The sequence below is a fragment of the Acinetobacter modestus genome (assembly GCF_014636095.1).
Classification (GTDB): domain Bacteria; phylum Pseudomonadota; class Gammaproteobacteria; order Pseudomonadales; family Moraxellaceae; genus Acinetobacter; species Acinetobacter modestus.
Genome location: NZ_BMDV01000002.1, coordinates 570,834 through 591,009, shown reverse-complemented (window position 1 = coordinate 591,009; position 20,176 = coordinate 570,834). Strand labels below are relative to the sequence as shown.

20 protein-coding genes and 2 pseudogenes are annotated in these 20,176 nt (G+C 38.9%); all 22 read right to left on the bottom strand.

Translation table 11 applies throughout. The features are described 5' to 3' along the window. Positions 1-10 precede the first annotated feature (10 nt). Positions 11-1,912, bottom strand: a complete 1,902-nt coding sequence (locus IEV17_RS07040) for a defense against restriction DarA-related protein (protein ID WP_004661754.1) — start codon at positions 1,910-1,912, stop codon at positions 11-13. A 77-nt stretch (positions 1,913-1,989) separates the two neighbouring features. Further along, positions 1,990-2,703, bottom strand: a complete 714-nt coding sequence (locus IEV17_RS07035) for a hypothetical protein (RefSeq protein WP_004661752.1) — start codon at positions 2,701-2,703, stop codon at positions 1,990-1,992. After that, complete coding sequence (locus tag IEV17_RS07030; RefSeq protein ID WP_004661751.1) at positions 2,703-4,247, bottom strand: hypothetical protein; 1,545 nt, start codon at positions 4,245-4,247, stop codon at positions 2,703-2,705. The genes IEV17_RS07035 and IEV17_RS07030 overlap by 1 nt, the downstream gene beginning before the upstream one ends. Before the next feature lie 79 nt (positions 4,248-4,326). Further along, positions 4,327-4,740, bottom strand: coding sequence for a hypothetical protein (locus IEV17_RS07025; protein WP_004661750.1), 414 nt, complete (start codon positions 4,738-4,740; stop codon positions 4,327-4,329). Positions 4,741-4,939: 199 nt separating this feature from the next. Beyond that, positions 4,940-5,231, bottom strand: a pseudogene (locus IEV17_RS17325) (hypothetical protein); the annotation flags it as partial. A 9-nt stretch (positions 5,232-5,240) separates the two neighbouring features. Beyond that, positions 5,241-6,137 (bottom strand): hypothetical protein, encoded by an 897-nt coding sequence (locus IEV17_RS07015; RefSeq protein ID WP_004661748.1) that lies wholly within the window; start codon positions 6,135-6,137, stop codon positions 5,241-5,243. After that, positions 6,137-6,583, bottom strand: coding sequence for a hypothetical protein (locus IEV17_RS07010; RefSeq protein WP_004661747.1), 447 nt, complete (start codon positions 6,581-6,583; stop codon positions 6,137-6,139). Before IEV17_RS07010 ends, IEV17_RS07015 begins: the two co-directional genes overlap by 1 nt. Before the next feature lie 5 nt (positions 6,584-6,588). After that, on the bottom strand, positions 6,589-7,236 hold the full coding sequence (locus tag IEV17_RS07005; protein ID WP_004661746.1) for a hypothetical protein: 648 nt from the start codon (positions 7,234-7,236) through the stop codon (positions 6,589-6,591). Positions 7,237-7,359: 123 nt separating this feature from the next. Next, positions 7,360-8,136 carry a hypothetical protein gene (locus tag IEV17_RS07000; protein ID WP_004661745.1) on the bottom strand — a complete coding sequence of 259 codons (777 nt, stop codon included), beginning with the start codon at positions 8,134-8,136 and terminating at the stop codon, positions 7,360-7,362. 13 nt (positions 8,137-8,149) lie between these two features. Next, the gene (locus IEV17_RS06995; RefSeq protein WP_004661743.1) at positions 8,150-9,433 is read right to left on the bottom strand and encodes a hypothetical protein; all 1,284 of its coding nucleotides are present in this window, start codon (positions 9,431-9,433) and stop codon (positions 8,150-8,152) included. Positions 9,434-9,443: 10 nt separating this feature from the next. Further along, a complete protein-coding gene (locus tag IEV17_RS06990; RefSeq protein WP_004661741.1) occupies positions 9,444-9,731 on the bottom strand; it encodes a hypothetical protein in 288 nt (95 codons plus the stop codon). A gap of 113 nt (positions 9,732-9,844) precedes the next feature. Continuing rightward, positions 9,845-10,348: a hypothetical protein gene (locus IEV17_RS06985; protein ID WP_004661740.1), complete on the bottom strand. Its 504-nt coding sequence runs from the start codon at positions 10,346-10,348 to the stop codon at positions 9,845-9,847. Positions 10,349-10,378: 30 nt separating this feature from the next. Beyond that, positions 10,379-10,645 carry a hypothetical protein gene (locus tag IEV17_RS06980; RefSeq protein ID WP_004661738.1) on the bottom strand — a complete coding sequence of 89 codons (267 nt, stop codon included), beginning with the start codon at positions 10,643-10,645 and terminating at the stop codon, positions 10,379-10,381. Further along, a complete protein-coding gene (locus tag IEV17_RS06975) occupies positions 10,638-11,213 on the bottom strand; it encodes a hypothetical protein (RefSeq protein WP_004661736.1) in 576 nt (191 codons plus the stop codon). Before IEV17_RS06975 ends, IEV17_RS06980 begins: the two co-directional genes overlap by 8 nt. A gap of 72 nt (positions 11,214-11,285) precedes the next feature. Further along, positions 11,286-13,049, bottom strand: coding sequence for a hypothetical protein (locus tag IEV17_RS06970; protein WP_004661734.1), 1,764 nt, complete (start codon positions 13,047-13,049; stop codon positions 11,286-11,288). Between the two features lie 157 nt (positions 13,050-13,206). Next, positions 13,207-13,509 (bottom strand): hypothetical protein, encoded by a 303-nt coding sequence (locus IEV17_RS06965; RefSeq protein ID WP_004661733.1) that lies wholly within the window; start codon positions 13,507-13,509, stop codon positions 13,207-13,209. A gap of 81 nt (positions 13,510-13,590) precedes the next feature. Further along, complete coding sequence (locus IEV17_RS06960) at positions 13,591-14,823, bottom strand: hypothetical protein (protein ID WP_004661731.1); 1,233 nt, start codon at positions 14,821-14,823, stop codon at positions 13,591-13,593. 347 nt (positions 14,824-15,170) lie between these two features. After that, positions 15,171-15,698, bottom strand: a pseudogene (locus IEV17_RS06955) (hypothetical protein); the annotation flags it as partial. Beyond that, the gene (locus IEV17_RS06950; protein ID WP_004661729.1) at positions 15,698-16,846 is read right to left on the bottom strand and encodes a hypothetical protein; all 1,149 of its coding nucleotides are present in this window, start codon (positions 16,844-16,846) and stop codon (positions 15,698-15,700) included. The gene IEV17_RS06950 and the pseudogene IEV17_RS06955, both read right to left, overlap by 1 nt. Before the next feature lie 8 nt (positions 16,847-16,854). Further along, a complete protein-coding gene (locus tag IEV17_RS06945; protein ID WP_004661728.1) occupies positions 16,855-17,127 on the bottom strand; it encodes a hypothetical protein in 273 nt (90 codons plus the stop codon). 35 nt (positions 17,128-17,162) lie between these two features. Beyond that, complete coding sequence (locus IEV17_RS06940) at positions 17,163-18,098, bottom strand: phage baseplate protein (RefSeq protein ID WP_004661726.1); 936 nt, start codon at positions 18,096-18,098, stop codon at positions 17,163-17,165. 67 nt (positions 18,099-18,165) lie between these two features. Continuing rightward, a complete protein-coding gene (locus IEV17_RS06935) occupies positions 18,166-20,154 on the bottom strand; it encodes a Hint domain-containing protein (RefSeq protein WP_004661724.1) in 1,989 nt (662 codons plus the stop codon). Between the last annotated feature and the right edge of the window lie 22 nt (positions 20,155-20,176).

The window sequence follows — 20,176 nt, the reverse complement described above, 5'->3', positions numbered from 1 at the left end:
TTGCTATTCCTTAATTGACTGAAGCAGCTTGATTGACTTGATACATTGAATAAGCTGAAACAGCCTGTTCAAATAGATCATTGGTTTCAGGTGTTAAGCGACTGCCAATTGATTCTAGTTGACTTTCAACTTCACTAGCTTTAGAAAAATCAACCTCACCCTTAATGACTTTATTCAGATAGTCTGCATCATCATTATTGCTATTAGCGTTTGCATTATCATCTGTGGGTAACATTGCAGGTAAAGCAGCAAATGCTGGGTATTTGGCAATCATTTCTTCAATTGTTTTAAAGAAACGTGGTGCCCCATAGCCATTGTTCCATGCTCGAGATGAGGCATTGTTTGCTGAAACTTCCCATTCACCATTTGTATTGATATGGGCTGTCCAATCATCAAGCTTTTTATCGTTTTTGAATGCTTTGTAATAACCATTGCCTAAATTCTCAATGGGCGGATAGGTTTTGGCTTTTGATGAATCCTCACTTAAGCCTTTATTCCAGCGCTCAATTGTCTTTTCTACAGTTGCAATCATTCGTTCAATTGAATCTTTTAATCCATTTGCCAATGCAACTTTTCCAAATGGACGTTCAAGTAGATTTTTTGCATCTGTAAGCGCTTCGCTAATTCCAGTTGGATAATTCTGGTTATAGAATTCTTCCGTGGTACCACCCGTCAACCAACGATGTCGAATATCTAAAGCATCATAAATTTGACGAGCTTCTGCTTTTGTCACAGCTTTTGTATTTGCAGATTGTTCAGTATTTACCACTGCATCAGTATCAGCATTTGGTGCTTGACCATTATTTTGCTTATTTAAACCATCAATTTGATCAAGCAGCCCCTGAATTTCTGAAGATAAAGCGGTCTTTTGATTTTGCTTGTCTGCAATACGTTGTTCAGTATCAGCTAAAGTTTGCGCACTTTCAGCTTTCTTAGCTTGAGTACGTTTAAACCGTGCACTGTTCTGATTAATCAATTTAACAACACGTCCAGCAAGTACAGGTAATGCAATACCTTCACCTTGGTTGGGCTGAATCACGCCTGTTACATCACGCTTATTCATAAGAATCTTCCACGACAATAAAGTGTCTTGTGGCGAAATCCGTTTTGCGTCACGATCAGGATTATGGAATAGAATCGTAATGGATTGCCCATCTTCAAAATCATAAGAAACGGCGACATTCAGCACTTTTTTGTGTCGAAATGGCTTTTCACTACGATCTACATTTAGAACCTTTACACCGCCTTTAGACGCTGTCTGCATAGCTGTATGCAGCATATCAATTAACTTATCGAGATATTGATACTCAACAATGATTGAATCAAAATCAGGATGTTCTACTCCAATTGATTCAAGCAAATTGGCTAACCCATCAAAACTCGATAATAGTTCGGTATTGTCATCATGAAGTTGCATGTCTAATAGTAGATTTGCTGTTTTTCCTTCATGTGTTGTTAGTTCGATACCGTCCCATCCTGGTAATACAGCACATGGAATATCTTGCAATGCGACTAAATGATCTCGATGAATAAGTTGCTTATGCTTATGAAATTGCGGTGTTGCTAAATGTCGCAATAGACCGTTGGTATTAGTTTCAATTACATCATCTTCAATGGCATCAAACATACGCCCAAACTGCATTTGTGCTAATGCACTGGCATGATCATTATCAACAGCACCCAAAACGGCAACTGAATCAAAGGCTGCAATGCTATTGATTGAACCCTTCAAATTTACAATACGCCACTGATCTTCTTCCGTTGCCGATTCTGTCAAAATCGCATTAAGTTGACGGCATTGCCCTTTGACTACTCCAATTGAACAAGCACCACTATTCACAGAATCAAAACCCTGTACTAAACGGCTAGTGTGTGGTTCATGTAATAAAGTAAATATGTCGATATTTCGCATTGAAAAAATGCCTCAATATTTTTCTGATTGAGACAATTTTTGCACTTAAATAAATGATTCTTCTTGAGCTGTTCCAATCATTTCAACATTGGGAACATCTTTATAAAATTCAGCGTGACGATACCGACTCCATTTCGATTCGTGGCATCAAGTGGAATACTTCCTGTTTGTAAGGCGACTAAATGCTGGACCTCAAACACTCGTGTAGAAATACTATGTTTATCGTAAATGTAAATTGTCATACGCATCAAATAATCATTTGGTAAAGCTTGCGTCCCCCCATCCTCACCATCAGGAAACATGATCGCTTTTATTGCCAAAGCGCTATTCAGAATTGATGCATTACGTGTTTCAATGAATGGAATTGATATTTCACCCGAACTATTTCCAGTGATGTGATTGAGTTGAAATGCACCAATTTGTACGCTATCTGTTTGAGCATCTAAAACAGATAAATCCAAACTCTGACAAAGCCAAGGCAATTTTGTGTTATCCATCAATGGAATACTTTCGATTTTAGTACCAGCTAAAAATCCTTTTTCTCCTTTTTCAAATGCATTGAAATTTCCAGCCTCTTGATGCGTTAAATCATATGAGTCAATCAGTTCAATTGACTCTTTTGCTATTTTCCCGTCCTCATCGAATGGTTCAAGCCATACACCATAATGTAATGAAGATAACGTCCCCCAACTGTAAATTTTCTGGTATTGCCTTAAAGCCTCATCGATTGGCATTCCAGTCCATACACCACTTGTATTTCGACCTTTAGAAATATTTAAGTGTAAAGTCATTATTGTTCACCCTGTCCATTGAGACGAGATTTCGCAATATCAGCTGCTATTCGACATGAATCGTCATAGTTAAAACCAGCATCTTTTTCTAAAATATATTGCATCGTTTCCTCACTTAAATCGGATTCTTTGAGTGAGTTAATGACTTGAATTTTAAGCAAGGATGTATTCATCTGCGTTTGTTTATTGATATTTTCTTCTGTCACAGCTGCTGACTGGGTACTAGAAAACTCAATTTGCCACGGATAATCTAATTCACCTGCTTCAAATTGCTCGTTATAACAATAACCCCAATCGATATGCATAATATCATTGGCGAATTGAACAGCCGATTGGCGAATATACATGGAACGGCGCATGATTTGACTTGAGGTATGAAAGGATGCCCCATCTCCAATTCCACCAGAAAGCATATCAGCCCAGCCCACCATTGAAGGATCAAGGCCAATACCGCCCATAAGTAGACGGACATTGATCATAAAGGTTTCGATATTTACTGGAGAATTACGTTGGCCTTTAATATCCCCCACAGGATTAAGAATCTGCTTTTCATCCCATGTCGGTAAAACGTGATATTTGGTATTCCAAATGCCCTCACCGCCTTCCATTGCATTTTTCACGAACTTCTCATGATCTTTTAGCATTCCCTCAAGACCACGGATATAAGCATCACGTTGTGCTGGAGGCATACCAGCCATGTTCAGCGTCAAAAACATTTGATTGACTGCATCAGCAACTTGCTGACTGTTCATCGTGGTTAAGGCAAGGATGACATCATCATAGGTTTTCTCAATTGAATAGAGAAATGAGCCACCGACCTGTGCAGGTAAGATCGGCAATTCTTCTGGATTATCACCTTCAAGCATTTGAGAAATTAAACTAGCTTCAACTGGATCAAATTGCGGTACATTTTGAATCCGTGGCAACTTCATCCGAACCATCTGTGTGTGATTCAACTTAGTCATGACTTTGGACCAGTTTTTTGGATTCAGTGCAAAGTAAGCGACTGTCTTACTACCTTGCTCAAATGCCTGTATTTGTGGCGCATAAGTATATTCATTACTAAGTAAGTCAGTAACGCCTACTCCCTTTTTACCATATACACGGGCATATGCATCCCCAAAGGAAATACCTTCAGAACATAGCTTCGTGATGTATTTATTTATGATAGTTTCTATTGGTTTGATACGCTTTTGTAGTTTTTCTAATTGCGCTTTTTCAGTTTTGCCTATTTCCCCACGCAATCGCTCTGTAGGCGTAATAAATATTTGTTGGCCCGTATGTGTATCACCTCCAAGTGCAGCCATGACATGAATACCAATGCCCTCTGCTACGGGAGCGAACTTTAGCATTTGCTCCCACTTGGTCAGAATTTCTTTACGTGTTCTTTTCTTGTTTTCCTGTGTTGTATGTGTCCCAAGCGAAAAAGGCGCAACGGAATCATACATTTGCGCCATGACTTCTTGGTTAGCATCAACCACTTGCTGAGGGATGCTATTCGCATTTGTTCCCAACAACAAAGAAAGGATGTCTGAAGCAGCCATAATTAAGCCAAAATTTAAGAATTAACGTAATTTTGGCTAAGTTAATTGGCTTGAATGTTTGGTCGTTCCAATAACAAAATTAAGGTACGGTCGGCACTACAGGGGGAATAATTTCAGGGAAATTAATCGCTGGAATATTCACAGAACAATTAGTAATTGAATTCATCTTATCCATGATAGTGGCTTGCAGTTGCTGAATTTTAGCTATTAATTGAGCAATTTGCGCTGCACATTTTAAATATGGCTGGTACATTGGTGACAAAACCAATTCAATATATTTTTGGATCCACGTAATAACTTTTGCAAGGTTGTTCGGGATTTCTAATAATTCCTGAATCGCCCCAACTATTTCTAATTCATCGGTCAAGGCTTGCAATTGATCACCTAAAGCATTCATCACGGTATCTACCGCCTTTTGAAGATCTTCGCAAGTCTGCACAGCATTGATATGATCTTCTAATGATTGAAGATATTGAACATTTAATTCACTCATACATCACCTTTAAAATTTTATGAAATTTGAATCACAATGCCATCTGCTATGGTTAGCGTTTTCCCAAATACATTTGAAAATACGCCTGTTGCACCAGAACCAACGATGACGTTTCCAGTGACTTGTTCGTTGCCTGTAATCTTCGTTTCACCTCTCAAATGAATTGAAGGCGCTTCAATGGTTGCCTTGCTACGCGCTAAAAGCTCGATATTCTCTTGTCGTATACGGCGTGTATCGACCACCGCACCTTTGCTATGACTGCTATAGAATGCGATGACAGGACGCGATTGCTCATTATTTTCAAAGAAGATATAAACATCCTCTCCCTCTAAAATTTCGCGCTCAGTATCTTTATCACTATCACCAACGGGATAAGCAAAAGTTGCTGTTAAGCCCGTACTTGCGCCATCGGTAAGACCGGGTATATGAATCTTTGCAGTTCGGTTTTGCGCATCGTAACTGAGGATTCTTGCTTTTTTAAAACCGTTCATCATCGTCACCTATAAACTTGCTAACCAAAGCTTTGTTGTTGAACCGACATTGCCACCAATAGCACCTGTTTCTACTTCATGAGCTGCTGTCAAAATCACATATTTCTTATGTTCTACTTCGACTATATCGCCAGCGTTTACTTCAAGACTTAACGAACGATGAACCACGCCACGCGGAATTAGTACCTTTTCAAGATTCTTTAACTGTCGTGCATCAAGACCAGCTTTTTGAACAACTGATTGTCCTTTTGTCGTCGTATCGTCCCCAATAACAGTTGAACCATCTTGATCAACTGAGACATAAGAGGACTTTTGAAACTTCTCAATTTGATCGCTGTTAAACCATTGGATTTCACTAGGATCTAATTTCAGAACGGCTACTTGTTTAAAAAGCGCATCGAGTTTTAAAATACAAATCTTTGTTTCTTTGAAACAAATCACCGCAGCTTCTTGTTGTAAATAAAGTGCTATACGCTCTGAAATCAAGGTACCGTTGAGACAAATAAATTCAGGTAAAGGTATATCATCACCCAAGCGAATATTAGAGGCACCACATGCACGATATGCAGCATTAAAAGAAGTCTGCTCCAAAATCACAGCCTTTTTTGTCTGCTCTAATATCTTTTTGCAGCCTTTGAACACGGCGATACATGAAATCGCGCCAATTCGAGAATTATCTTTAATCGTCTGAGACTTAACAGGATGTGAGTAAACGATCTCAAATGGATATGGAATATCATTCACTATGATTTCAGCCCCATCCACCAATTGATCATTGAGTTCCTTTGTATACTTGACTGCAAACTCGATACTGACAGGCACAGGAACAAGATCAGTTCTTAGTGTTGCAATCATCAATTCAGACGCAGAAATGATTTTATTGGTTGCCAATATCGCAATTCGCATCAATTGCCCCCTAAAGTTTTAAAACTAAATGGAGGTTCCACAAAAGCATTTTTAGGCATTAACTCTTTTGCTTGATTATATGCTTGTTCAGCTTCACTCACTGACATGCCAAAGCCGTCACCGCCCATACTTCTTGAAGCTTCGACAAGTTGCGCTTGAATCAAGTCACAGTTTGCACTTAGACATGGTTCAATAATGACCCACTCAAAACCTTCAAGAACAATGTTCTTGTCAACCGTGATAATACTGGTTGAACCACGTTGACAGGTCAGCTTTGCCCAACCTGCATAACGCATTGTTTCTTCTACCAAAGCATTCGTGACATCTTCAATAAGAAGTGAATAACCTTTCATCTGTAATTTTTGATAAAAGGTCGTTGCTAGTACTTCGATAGAACCAGCAATCACCTTTGGACATAGAGAGCCATCATCAGGTAACAATTGCATAGCAGTTACCCAAATAAAGAACCAATTTGTCGTGCTACACCAGTCGCTGAACGAGCTAAGTTTGTTGCTGACTGTGCAGCGTTTACGACATTCTGAACACGGTTAATTAGACCTTCGATACCAGCGACTCCACGCTGACCAGGTAATACTGTGCCATTACTCCCAATTTTTGCGAAGCCACCAAAGAAATTGAAATCAATCGGACATGAAACGGTCATTACTTGAGATCGACTATCCGTATCGAATTCGGCCATTTCAAATCGAATTGCACAGTTTTCCAGATAGTATGCACGGGTAAAATTTGCGACATGACCATCATAATAATCACAATTGATCATGCCTTTATTTGCCACAATGTATTCAGCAAAAAGTTGATCGTGCCCTGCTTCAGTAACCAGTAATTGTAAATTACCTGTGTAATGTGTTTTAGGAGGTCCAGCCACAATCCCCGTATAGCCACCCGGATATTGGACTTCCGCTGGATCTTCATTACTAATAATTGGACGTGGACAGCTTTTAATTAAAAAACGGTAATCTTCTAAACCTTGTGGGACCAACATGCCTTGGCATGACAAAATCGGCGAACCTAATTGCTGAATTGCTATCGAATCTGCCTTCATTTGATTTAAAAGCATTGGATTGACTTGACGCATCGTTATTCTCAAATCTTATTGGATATAAGTATTCTGATCACTTGAACCAAGACTAATTCCTCATTGTTCCAAATAAAAAAAGGCTGCATATTCGCAGCCTTTTTTTAATCTATATTCTATTGATTATTTATATAGACCAATCTTTTTACCTTTAAGCAACGACTTCATACGTTTTCGCAATGAATTCGCTGAACGCGCTTTTAAACTCGCTTTCTTTAGTCCAGCTTTTTGGTCACTTGAAAGACGGATACGTTGACCTGGTAATCGCTTATTCACGATCTTTTTAACACCATTACGGATTGCTGCAATCGCTTTATAACGCACTTTACGGCCACCTACACTTTTCGTCGTCATCTGACCACGAGAAAGCTTTTTCTTACCACTAGCCGAGTCAAAACCATCTTCTTCGTCTGGTTCACCATAGATAAACTCACGTACTAATTCATCTAATGGATCACCCTCATCAGGCATATTGGCAATTACTGTGCTTGCAGCAGCTTCAATTGCAGCATCAGCAGCTTCAATATTATCGCTAAAGATTTCAGCAATCACTGAGTCATCTACACCAAAACTTGAAAGTGCATCATCAATGGAAGCAACTAATGCATTTTCCAACGTACCATTTTCATCATCTGCACCATCTAAGGCATCCAGAATAAGAAAATCAAGACGGTCAGTCGGCAATTCATTGTCATCTAAAGTATTGTCAATAACCGCATCAACTAGATCAGATACGATATTCAAAGCCATTTCTCGAACGTGCTCAATAAATGAAAGTTCTTCACGAATTGAACTAGTCAATGTATTCACGCTACTTGTAATTCCAGCTGCAGCAGAATCAAAGTCGCGTAATACATTTTCTTGTGGTTTTAAATTAAACGGATTTTTTGCGCCAAACATTGTTATCACCTATTTATTTAACTAATACATCTTCATCAAAGATCACAGCACGGGTCGCGCCTTCTGGACGGCGTGCCAAATACAAACGAACTCGTTCAAATGGATAATCTTTGTCAGGAATTAAGCTGAATGCGAAAGGTTTTCCATCCAAATCTTCAGCAGGTTTTAACCAGCCCGAAGTCGCAGCGTCAGACAAATATTTGTCTATTTCCTTACTCGCTTTATCTAAATAATCTTCAGTTGGTTTCAACATATGATTCTTTAGAATGTCGACAACATCATTTTTGGTGCGCATAGCAATTTCAGCAGCATTCACCAAGCGCAATGCACTATTTTTACTTTGACGCTGAGTAAGCACATCACTTAAGACATACAAGACACGCTCAAACTTAATTGGACGAACGACATTCACTTTTGCTTGAGCAAGCATTTCCAAAGTTGGTTCATCGAGGACAACATCTGGACGAAGCTCTAAAGCCTTTTTCTTAAAAGGATAGTCTTTCCAAGCGACGGCATAATGAATAGGTGCAAAACCTTGAGCATTCGTTCGAGCATTACGCAGCAGCTTGTCACCAATGTATTGACCAATGTACCGAGCTGGAATTTTACGTCCCCGTAATGAAATGGCATCTCGTGGACGGCATATATTCGGCGACCAAATCAATTGAACTTGATGTGTTTGGGCATCTAAACTTTCAGCAAATAGAGCGACTTGTTCCGCTGTCATAGTTGAGTCAACCTCAACATCGAGTGGAATATTTAATTTTTCAGCCACACGTAATAAGGCCACGTATACATCTATTTCAATGACAGTTGGCAATGCTAAATAAGCTGGCTTATCCACTAAATTGGTAATCAGTGTATAAGTTTGATCAGCGTTAAAAGTGTCTGGTTCTTCATCTGGTAACGATAGAATCTCAGTCTTACGTCCTAAACTATTCACTGGATTGAATGCACTACTCAATAAAATTGCACTTAAAGCATCATTGATATGCAATTCAAATTGTTCAAATTGTTCAGTAGCGTCTGCAACCGCAATAATCGTTGCTGGATTTTCAGGATCCCCATCAACGACACCCTGAATTTTAATCACTTCATCACCAGTGGTTGAATCGATGATTCGCAAACGCATGGTGATGTCTAATAGTGAAGTCGGCGTAGTGACTTTACTAAAAAATGCGACTTCAATATCTGTATCTTTTAGATAACTATAGGTATCAAAAAACAAGCTTAATACCGCAGCGCCATTGCCACCCAGTATCAAAGCTCCATTACTGGTTAATTTTAAATTTGTCATAATGGCTCCATTAACCTGGCATATCTAAAGTTGGCCCGACACGTAAAACTTGGATACTTGGCACACCAGTATCTAAGCAATCCTGTACAGCTTGATAATCAATATTTGTTGGCTCATAGCCCAATTGACCGCGAATATTACCTTGATGGATGGTCATTGGCTTATCTACTCGACCACGCTTAAATCGACCAACAATTAAGGCTGAGGTTAGCCCTTCTTTAGTTTGTGTTTCGGTCTTATCTACTGTGCCTTGGCTTTGTATGCCAACAGCCTCACCTAATATCTTTGTTGTGTTCACTTTGTTTGCCTTTGGCTAAACGTTTTAGTTATTTTGCGCTTTGCCAAAATTCAGATTTTTGAATGTTCCAATAAAAAACTCTGCATAAGCAGAGTTTTCAATTTCGCAGAATGTTATTTTCCAGAATTCGAATTCGGAACCGCAAAAGGTAAACTAAATACAGATTCAATGTTTTCAAGTTCTGCATAAATCCAAATTCGGGTAAAATGTCCAGCCCAGAAATTTGGTGCTTCAACAATTAAACTAGCCAATTCTTGTTCTGTACTAGCATCTTTGATTGTGAGCAATGCCTGCTTATCAGTGAGCAATTTCATTCCAACAATATAACTACTTGTTAAAGCTGTTGTATCAATATTGCCTTGTGGTGCAGATCGGCCACTAAACAACTGAATTCTCTGAATATCAGGGCGCTCTTTTACAACAGCAGATCCATCACTAAACTCACCGATTTTCGGACCTAAATCAAATGCAATCAGTAATTTCTTTGTCGTATTTGGATTTACAGTAAATTGTAATTCCTCACCAGCATTAAAAGGCTTTGTTGCAAATAGAGAAGGTAACAGTTCAGCAGACGTATTCCCTTCTTCAAGTGCTAAGCCTCCCGTATAGCTCAGCACACCATTTGAAATCGCGCAGTTGGTCAATGTCTATTGAGCAGTTTCCTCATTCACAATAACGTCTGTGCTCGTGACTGCTTCTTCTTGTTTAAGTTCATTGAGCTGGACAATATTGTTTTGAATTTGCTGAAATGCAACTTCACCATGCACCCGAACAATAGTCTCAGTTTGAATCTGTAAACCAGTCAACGGCTCAACGATTTTGAAGCTGGTATTGTTGTTGATTGTGACATCTCGAATTGTAGGCTGATCACCTAACGCATCAAGAAGCGGATTTGTTCCATTGAACTCAGTCATTGCTTAAAACCTCTAAGTTTTTGCCAAGGTCTTTAAATTGCTTAATGTTATTAAGCACACCCTGCTTTACCATTAAATTTGCACAGGCAATTTGAACCGTCTGACCTGCATTAATTGATGTCTTTGTAAGCGGTTCATAAACCGATTTGACACCACTGTTTTTAACTTCGATAACCAATCCTTTAGGTTCAGTTAATTCTGGAGTGGCTGCTTTTTCTACAACAATATTTTCGTTGTTAGGCTTTGGATCAGATTCAGTAGACGGCGTAGCATCTTTATTAGGATCTTGATTTAATTCGGAAGCATTTGCGTCTGAACTTTCACCAGCTTCTTTTTTTTGCTCTACTTGCTGAATTTCAGCCTGTGAAGATGATGTTTCTGCTTTTGCAGCTTCACTATTAGAATTTGCGTCTTCCGTTTTAGCTGCATTGTCTTTCACATCAATATCAGTGTCTTTTGGAGTATTTTCTCCATTAGATGTATTTTGATTAGCAACCTGTTGAACTGGTTCAACTGCTTTTGGTTTTTGACTACGTTGTTTTGGTTTTACTTCATTTACATCAGCCATCGTATTTCACCATTTTGTTATAAATTAGATAGAAATGACAAAGGCGCACTTAAGCGCCTTTGTCATATACGATTAACTTTTTAATCGTGGCATATTGATTGCTTTGAGTAATGCAAACTGATCTGCATAACGGTCGAGTGGATTTAATTCAGCAGCTTGAGAACCGATCAAAGCAAGTAAGCTTTCACGCGGATCAGGCGTTGCCTCACTCACGGTTAATGGCATTTCAATGAAGCCGACAAGCGGATTGCGTACAGGTTCACTGCCACGACCAACTAACTCCATCTCAAAAGTTTGATCAGATTCAACCAGAACACCAGCAGAGGTTGGCAAATGATAAACGTTGGTACCATCAGCTAAAGTACCAATTCGCACGATTTGACCATGACCAGCCGTGGCACCTGTTTTGACTGGCATTTTGTCAGCCGATAATTGAGCAAAGAACACTTTTGCACTATCACCGACGTACAAATCAAAGCCTACGGTTGCACCACCTGAATCTTGTACAATCCCAATTTTTGCAGCTTCAATATACTTCATTAGCTCGCCAAACAAGTCCCCCGAAGTGTTATATGCAGCAGCTAAATTACCAGCAACACCACGGCTTGCATCGAACGTAAATTCACGATCATTGTATTGTGCACGTTCTTTGCCTTCGCCAAGTAGTCGCACTGTTTGCTCAAGATAAATTTTGCCTTGCATTAATGACAATGCGGTTCCAACAAAGCCGATATTCAACTCATTAGTGATCTGATTCACTAATAATTTTGATGCATGGATTTGAGTGACAATTGGTGAACTCACCATCGTTTCATATTCAGGCGAAATACTGATACCAACAGGATCAAGCTTAAACTTATTATTTACGTCTTTCGCTTCATAATCAGCGACCAAGAACACTTCCGCTTTTACACCATTCGGCAATGCTTGGTTGAAGGTTACTGAGATTGTGCTGTCATCCAAGTTAATTGTACTTGCAGTCACGCTATATTCAGCACCTGCGATTTTTGCTGATTTCTCAGTAATTGCAGAAATTTGACCAGCCAATTTCGACTTACTGCGGTTACGTGTGTGCGCAACTTCTTTCCCGTTGATGCGAATCGAGATACTGCCACCGATAAAAGGTAATAATGGTGCATTTACGTCTGGTGTTTTATCTGCATAATTCGCATATTTTGTACGTGCAGTTGTTGAATAGGTTGTACCTGCACCACCATTATCCAACACAAAACGGAAACGACCTTCAGAGTATGGTTTAGATGCATTTACACCATCCAAATACTCACCTTTTGCCATCGCACCAAAAGCACGATCAGTAGTAAATCGCGCTGCAACAATCGGCACTTCATTCGAACCATTGCTATTCGGAATATAGGCAATAATGGGAGAAGCAAAGGCAATTAACGTTGCAATCGTTGCAACGGTCATAGCTGGCACAATACTGACAGACTCATGATGTGTATTACTTACATCATCGAATCCTGATTCTAATTGTTCAAGATTTTGTTTATGTGTACCAGTAAAACCGCTTACTTTTTTTGCCATGCATAAACCAGCATCTAAAGCAGTGGCCAACACGGATGCATGTGGTAAATCACCACCATGACAATATTGATATTGTGAGAGTCCAACTTTAATCGCATTATCAACATCTGCTGCACTATCAAAGCCAACAATATTTAAAATTTCATTTAATGCAGTTGGTCGAGTCTCAGCCATATGATTCACACTGTCAAAACCAGCTTCACCATTTTTATAAAAATAGTTTTGGCATTGTGTAGTAGCTGCTAATTGCGCTTGATAAAGTGCACTTTGAGGATCAGATAAAACTGACATTTTTTTCACCTTTGAAATAGGTTTTTGAAAATTGATAACCTAATTTCGCATGTTGAAAAATGTCGAATTTATGGAGTTCCAATAGCAAATTAAGAAATGATAAAAATAAAAAAAGTCCATCATGATTGATGGACTCATATAAGTAGTAATTTGTTGATTATCCAGACACACCACTAGAAACATAAATTTCTACATCGGTACCAGCCATGACGACAAATCGCAATTTATCCCACGCATGTTGCCGAAAAGGTTCCGTATCTGGAACACCTGCGGTAATTGTTACTATTGGGGACCAGTGTTCCTCATTATCAATACTTGGACTAGGATGATTACTACCGAAAAAATCAACCACTGCACCAGCACCAAGCACCTGGTAATTAAAAATGGCTGACGTACATTGTCCAACCATTTCCTTATCACCTGTACTTTTCCCTGTTTCATTGAAAACTAAATAGGTCATTGTCTTTATTACTTCAAACGATTTGATATGGATATTTTCAAAGAAAAATCTAATTTTATTCTTATCAGTTCCGAAACACTATTAAGGATTAACTAAACGCCCAATTGGGGTTGGATTAAATGCAATCCATCCACCAAATGAATTAAATGTAACGGGCAGCTTTAAATATAAGTCAGTATTTAACACATAGAACATTGCCAATGAATTTGTGTTAGTAGGAGCATTACCTGGATTACTCCAATAAATATTAGCGTTGCATACTGCAACTTGTGACTCAGCTCCAAAAATATTAGTCAAGTGTTGTTCAACCATATAGCCAGCATTTGAAATATTGAAAAACTTAGTTGATGGCTGCGTTGTACCTGAAACATATAAGCAGCCACAAATCCAAAGCATCCCATCTTTTTTTGCAAATTTTAATGATCTGTGCTGAACCGGTGCCGTCAAAGTGAGTCCAGATATTTGATCCGCATTGACCCAATTAAAACCACTGCTTCCATTCCCTATATTCTTAATTTGTGCTTGGATTTTTCCAAGCATTTGCCCAAGCGTATCCGAAGCAGATATTTCAGCATTCGAACCTAAGGCGTAAGTATTGAATATCACATCAAAGATTTTGTTTTGACTTGCTAAGCTGGAAAATAGCCCTGTTAATGCGACTGTTGCGACATCTGCACTCTGTAAAGCACTATCAGCTTTTGAACCTTGGGCAGCTGTAGCTGCGCCTAAGCTTTGTGCTGTGATTTGACTAACCAGTTCCTGAGCTGTCCCAAGCTTTTCTGCACCAATATTTGTACGCGCATTTTGCTTTTGAAGTTCAGTTAGCGCTTGCGTCGCAATATCAAATCGAATGCGATTCGCTACTGATAGATTGAGTGTATCAATTATGCTTTGATTATTTTGTATAGCAGCTGCAAGCTCGTAAACTGTGTTTAAAGCTTCTGGAGCTGACCCAACTAGATCAGCAATCTGCTGATTAACATATGCTTGATCTGCTTTTGTATCAACTAATTGAGTCAGTAACGCTAAAGCTTGAATATCAGCTTTCGTGAGTATAGCTAAACGATTATTTTCAATTTGAACTTGTGTCGTTTCTAAATCAATTTGATCTGCTTTTGTACCAATTTTTAGCTCGTTCGTTTGAGCCAAAGCTTGTACTTGATTTAAGTTTTCAGCTAATGCAGTTGTTTCTTCTTGACCTGTTTTGCCTTGTAAGGCTTCCTTTAAATCTGTCTGATCAGATAAATTGCCTTTCACTGCCCCCCAACGATTCGGACGATCACCAGATAAATTAATATGAGCTGCTGTTTTCATGGTTACACCACTTTGAAAGGCAATATATGTTCGCCTATGACGACATCATTTTGCTTAATTGTGACTTCTAACTGGGCATAATCTAACGGCCATTGGCTACTATCTGCTATTGATTCCACCCAAACACGCCCGATTTGATCACTATCTTTTTGAACATCCAACGTAGCAATCAGTTGACCAGCATTTGATTTCACTTGAGCTGTGATCTGCATATCATCAGTAAGTTCAAGACTTTGATTATTTTCTTTGTCAGTAAAGCTAATTCCTGTGTTAAAAACTTCGCCTCGTCTGAACTCTATTAGATCTCTTAACACTTTGATGGCCACCCTTAACTCTACTTCGCTCTGAATCGGATCAATACCTAACTCATCACGGCGGTTTAAAACATACTTTTTACCAAAGTCTGACATCAAGGTTTGCCCAGTAATTCCAACGATTTCAAACCATACAATGAATCCTTCATAGATCATCAAAGCCAGCAAATCACCCTCTTGAAATTGCGTATCTGGTATCTCATTAATCTGCTCTGTCAAAGTATCTAAATCAGCATTGTAAGCAGCAATTTGAACAATTAAGGTCAAATCACTTGGGTTATTCATACTGTTATTTTTATGAATCATCCCCCCGTTAAACTTGTCTGCAAGAACATAGGCAAAACCTAAATGATCATATTCATAATTGGGTTCATCTTGGATTGATAAGGCATTCGCTTCGAATGAAAGCGGATCTACAGGTAGACCAGCATCTGCTGGATTGCTATACACAATTCGCTTACGCCATACTTGGCTTGGAATACTCCCTAGCGTATTCATGACAACACGTCTTGCAGCTAAATGACGGCCATTTGCTACTCGATTGACTGCACTATTTAGCATTAGTTTTTACCTCGTTGAGCCATCATGTTTGTAATGTATGCCTCTACTGCTACAAGTTCTTGTTCAGATAACCCTTTTCCTAAAGCTTGCTGCCTTGCTTGTAACTGCTTGGATTGCATATCAGTAACATCAGATAATTTATCAGTGAGTTTTTTGAGTTCTTTTAAATCCTTAGCCCAATGTTTTTTTGCCATCTCTTGTGATTTACGCATCATTCGCCGCTCAGCAGCAGCATGATCTGCTTTGATTGTTCGAGGGCTACCTTGTTGATCAAGCTGATCTTGAATCTGTACATCGGTTGAATATTGACGTTCTTCATCTTGTTTTGTTGTTTTCTTAATTCGCGCCTTTTCTATTTGTTTTGATATATAAGCAATACCCATTGGTGAGCGAATATAGTCCATTACACGCAATACATGCTTACATGCAACGCCAACTAAAAGCTCGTTACGGATTTTGGGATAGCCATGTTCTGGTCGACCATAGCCATAACCACCAATCGTTGCAATATAGCGATATCCAAAAAAATCATGTCGCTCACAATCACATTCAAATTTTAATCGACCAAAATTAAGTAAGTTTTTGGCATTTTGTGCTGTATATCCTATTGTGTTTTTTAAATTTTGAAACGCAAGAAATTCAACATGCACATGATGATTTTGAACTTTGCTTTGTGGACCAGCATTTGTTAAAAAATGAACTACACCATTTTTTTGACTTAATGGCGCAGCTATATAAATCTGTTTATTTGCACGATCTACATCATCAGGATGACTAGCATCAATAATTTGCTTGGCTGTGATTCCTTTACTAACAACACCTTTTTTACCCTTCTTTTTATATAGGGATTCAATAAATTCAATATTCTGCTTAAATGCACGTAAATCCTGAGTATCCAACTCAATGATGCCACCTTGATTACCAAGGGTCAGTCTTAGGATTTGTCCTGCATCATAGTTCTTAACATCATCAATATCATTAGTGGTTAGAAACTTTGGAGCTGGTCGTTTAAAATCGCGATTAAACTCCTTATTTCGTTGCGATTCATTGCGACTAAACTGATTATTAGCATATCGACGCAATTTGCCGTTTTTAAGTGCTTCTTGCATTTGATTGTATGCATCTTGAAATACTTCATTATTCGACATGCTGACACCTACATCTGGTATTCACGGCGTAAGCGCATTACGTCAGAGATTAAAGGTACTGCAATTCGTTTTTCAGGTAACTTTTCCCAAATTCCAGACACACCACAAGCGACCTGAATCACATCTGTGTGATTACGTGAACCATAAATCCTGAAGCTCAATAATGTTGGATCTTGTGCTTCATCTGATTTGACATCCCAGACAATAAGACTATTCAGCTTTCCCTGCTGAATGTTCTTATTGATTAGGTCTCTGATCGCATTTCGATATTCATTAATCATTGTAGATTACCTGTAATACACGTAATTAAATGAGTTCAGGCTATTCGTAGCCACATACCTACAACCTTAGAAGGTTGAACGTTATTGTGAGGTTGATCTCCACCAGCGGAACTCGTTTTAAATCTATTCCCATTATCGCTCGTATTAGTTACCGCTGAGTTATCGTAGTTATCTTGTTGTTGTGATGGGAACTCATGCTCATGCTTTGGCATTTCATCAATTGTTAGCTTGTGTGTATATTCACCATATTCTGTACCAACAATTCTTGTCCAACTAGGATCACTTAGGTTAGTTGACAAACCGACTAAGGTCTTACCTTCAGCAATTCGTCCCCATTTTCCATACTTTTTGTGCGCTGCAACTTCATCACTATTAGCAAAATTGTTCGTTGTTACGTAAATATCCCCAATTTTAATATCTTCTACAATTCTATTTTCTAATACTTCTATACGGTCTAATGCATTCTTTAATGCTGAAATAAGAGCATATTGAGGATGTGGATTATTATGTTCTAAGTGCTGATTCATTAAGGCGACCATGATCGGCGTAGATGGATCAATACTTATCTTTAAATTTGAAATATCAATATTCGTTAGTAACATTCCAAGCGAAATTATTGAAACAATATTCGCAACTAATCGAATTAATGGAGTATTGAAAGTTGTAGCTGCAATAGCAAATAAAACACCCTGATCAGTAATTAGCCCTATTTCATAACCATCTGCTGTTTGAGATGGTTCAATATTTGCAATAAATCTTAAAGTTTGAGAATTAGGCTCTACACTTCCTCCATTTAAAGGATAGCGCTCAATTTCAGATACAAGTGCCGTATTGGTTAATGACATAGGATTTGAAGGATCATATTTACCTGAACCAATAGCGATATGCCTCAATGAAACATTTAAACCTATACTAGCAGCATTGAGAACTGCGTTTTTCCCTGCATTAGTTAAATAAAACTGAATAGCCATAGATCACCTATTTATCACTATAGCTATTTTGGTATTTTAGAATTGCTTCTTAGGTATTCAGTTCCAATCAATCAATGTTCTTCGCTGCCTCTTTCAACTTGTCAAACCTAGATTTACGCTCTGCACGTTCCTGTGCTTCAGGACTATCATCTGCAATGACGACATTCTCAAAGGCTTCTGTATAGAACACATTTTCTAAGAATAAGAATGCAAAAACATCACCAAGATCGGGCGATTTAATCCCTTTCCGTTTCATTTCATCTTTACTTAGAATCTTGTAACGACTGTGCTCATCAAAAGTGTAAGGTATCTTGATAATCTGCTCTTGAACCTTCACTAAGAATTTCTTAGTTTTGACTTTGAAACGACCAGTTTCAATCGCGCGTTTCAGACAAACATAAGCCAATGCACGTTTGTTCACATACTCTTTTCGATTGTCATTATTGAAGCAAGCACCGCCCCAATAAACAGGCATGTACCAAATACCATGCTTCTTAAGCAGTTGCCCTAAACCTTTACCAGCGCCATTATCATCAACAACCAAGGTTGCGTTCGGATATTTCAAAATACATTCATTGATTTTGGCAAATAGCTCTGTGATGTCATCCTTGTTCTTACAGAGTGGAACATCTACAACCTCAACACGGCGTGCTCTATCTCCCCATTGAGCCTCACCCCAAACTTTAGACACTGCAATAACAGAATCATCTCGACCAACACCACCGCCCACGTCGACCGTAATCACGTATCCAAAAATGTGTTCCTCAAAAATCGATGCACCGACATACATTTCTTCGGCTTGTCGTTTTGTGATCAGGAATTCATCGGCACGGTCTGGGAATTGTCCTAAAACACGGATTTGGTATTGTGGATCGTCACGGCTCCCGTATTTTTGTCGTTGTTCTCCTAATGATTGCTTACTTACAAGTGGTGATTCTTCACCATTGAACGTTAAAGCAATCCATATTCCACCAGCTCTATGGCTTAATTTATGATGCGTTTCATAGAATAAACCTGCGTTACGTGTCGGCTGTGAAGTTAAAACAGCTCTGTTATCCTCATGCGTCAATGCGCCAAGGACAACATCCATAACCTCATCAGGAATACCACTTGCCTCATCACCCCAAAGCAAGTAATTATCAGCATGGTTCCCTGCCAAGTTAGTTGGCTGATGCTTAGGTGCTGTTTTGGCAAAGACATACCACTTTTCTTTATAGCCTTTGATATAGACCAATTCAGACTGATAACCGACATAATCTGCAAGCCAACCAAGTGGGCCAGCCTTAAGACGTGACAGGTTTATACTGATTTCTTTCCAGACTTGTTTTTTTAACTGCCCGATTTGAGGAGCAGTGAACATCGTAATGGATTCATCAAAGAACAATAGATGCCATAAAGCAACGATACCAGCCGATGCAGTTTTACCCGTGTTATGGTGAACCATGCCATCCGCGGTTAGAAAAGTTGCATCACCATCAAGGACAAAGCCGTAATAATCACCCTCTCCCAAGGCTGTGACATTGTTAATTTTTACAGGCTGGAATTTTCTATGTTTTAGTTCATATGCAGCAAATTGGCGCTTGGTTTCTTCAGGCCATTCAAGGTATTTCGATACCAGGACTTCAATGGTATCGCCAGCTTTCCAACCGTTTTTTGTTTCAAGAGAAACTAAACAAAGAATGTGAGATTTGTTATAGATATGCTTTGAACCATTGGCATATTCAAACTGGTAAAGCTCTTGGTATCCCTGAACAACTTTAATGACCTCCCGTGGTGAGAAGCCATCCGTGCCCATAACCGCATCATTTATTGTTATTTCTTCAACACGTTTCCACTTTCCATTGGCTAAACGTATTTTTGTGCCTTTACCAAAGCAACCATGACCTGAAGCTACAGATGTTCGACTACCATCAAACTGGATTGATTCGAAAAGTAACTCTTGCTGCCATGTCGGTGTAACACCTAATGCCTCTACTGCAAAGGCATAAATGTCATAACGATAACGTGCGCAGAGTTCCCACCATTCTGGGATGTCTTTAAGCGGTTTTAAGGCCATTAAACTAGATGAAATTGGATTT

Excerpts from the sequence above, each read along its gene's own strand:
- IEV17_RS07040 (WP_004661754.1), bottom strand. The coding sequence starts at position 1,912 with ATGCGAAATATCGACATATTTACTTTATTACATGAACCACACACTAGC.
- IEV17_RS07035 (WP_004661752.1), bottom strand. The coding sequence starts at position 2,703 with ATGACTTTACACTTAAATATTTCTAAAGGTCGAAATACAAGTGGTGTA.
- IEV17_RS07030 (WP_004661751.1), bottom strand. The coding sequence starts at position 4,247 with ATGGCTGCTTCAGACATCCTTTCTTTGTTGTTGGGAACAAATGCGAAT.
- IEV17_RS07025 (WP_004661750.1), bottom strand. The coding sequence starts at position 4,740 with ATGAGTGAATTAAATGTTCAATATCTTCAATCATTAGAAGATCATATC.
- IEV17_RS07015 (WP_004661748.1), bottom strand. The coding sequence starts at position 6,137 with ATGCGAATTGCGATATTGGCAACCAATAAAATCATTTCTGCGTCTGAA.
- IEV17_RS07010 (WP_004661747.1), bottom strand. The coding sequence starts at position 6,583 with ATGCAATTGTTACCTGATGATGGCTCTCTATGTCCAAAGGTGATTGCT.
- IEV17_RS07005 (WP_004661746.1), bottom strand. The coding sequence starts at position 7,236 with ATGCGTCAAGTCAATCCAATGCTTTTAAATCAAATGAAGGCAGATTCG.
- IEV17_RS07000 (WP_004661745.1), bottom strand. The coding sequence starts at position 8,136 with ATGTTTGGCGCAAAAAATCCGTTTAATTTAAAACCACAAGAAAATGTA.
- IEV17_RS06995 (WP_004661743.1), bottom strand. The coding sequence starts at position 9,433 with ATGACAAATTTAAAATTAACCAGTAATGGAGCTTTGATACTGGGTGGC.
- IEV17_RS06980 (WP_004661738.1), bottom strand. The coding sequence starts at position 10,645 with ATGACTGAGTTCAATGGAACAAATCCGCTTCTTGATGCGTTAGGTGAT.
- IEV17_RS06975 (WP_004661736.1), bottom strand. The coding sequence starts at position 11,213 with ATGGCTGATGTAAATGAAGTAAAACCAAAACAACGTAGTCAAAAACCA.
- IEV17_RS06970 (WP_004661734.1), bottom strand. The coding sequence starts at position 13,049 with ATGTCAGTTTTATCTGATCCTCAAAGTGCACTTTATCAAGCGCAATTA.
- IEV17_RS06965 (WP_004661733.1), bottom strand. The coding sequence starts at position 13,509 with ATGACCTATTTAGTTTTCAATGAAACAGGGAAAAGTACAGGTGATAAG.
- IEV17_RS06960 (WP_004661731.1), bottom strand. The coding sequence starts at position 14,823 with ATGAAAACAGCAGCTCATATTAATTTATCTGGTGATCGTCCGAATCGT.
- IEV17_RS06950 (WP_004661729.1), bottom strand. The coding sequence starts at position 16,846 with ATGTCGAATAATGAAGTATTTCAAGATGCATACAATCAAATGCAAGAA.
- IEV17_RS06945 (WP_004661728.1), bottom strand. The coding sequence starts at position 17,127 with ATGATTAATGAATATCGAAATGCGATCAGAGACCTAATCAATAAGAAC.
- IEV17_RS06940 (WP_004661726.1), bottom strand. The coding sequence starts at position 18,098 with ATGGCTATTCAGTTTTATTTAACTAATGCAGGGAAAAACGCAGTTCTC.
- IEV17_RS06935 (WP_004661724.1), bottom strand. The coding sequence starts at position 20,154 with ATGGCCTTAAAACCGCTTAAAGACATCCCAGAATGGTGGGAACTCTGC.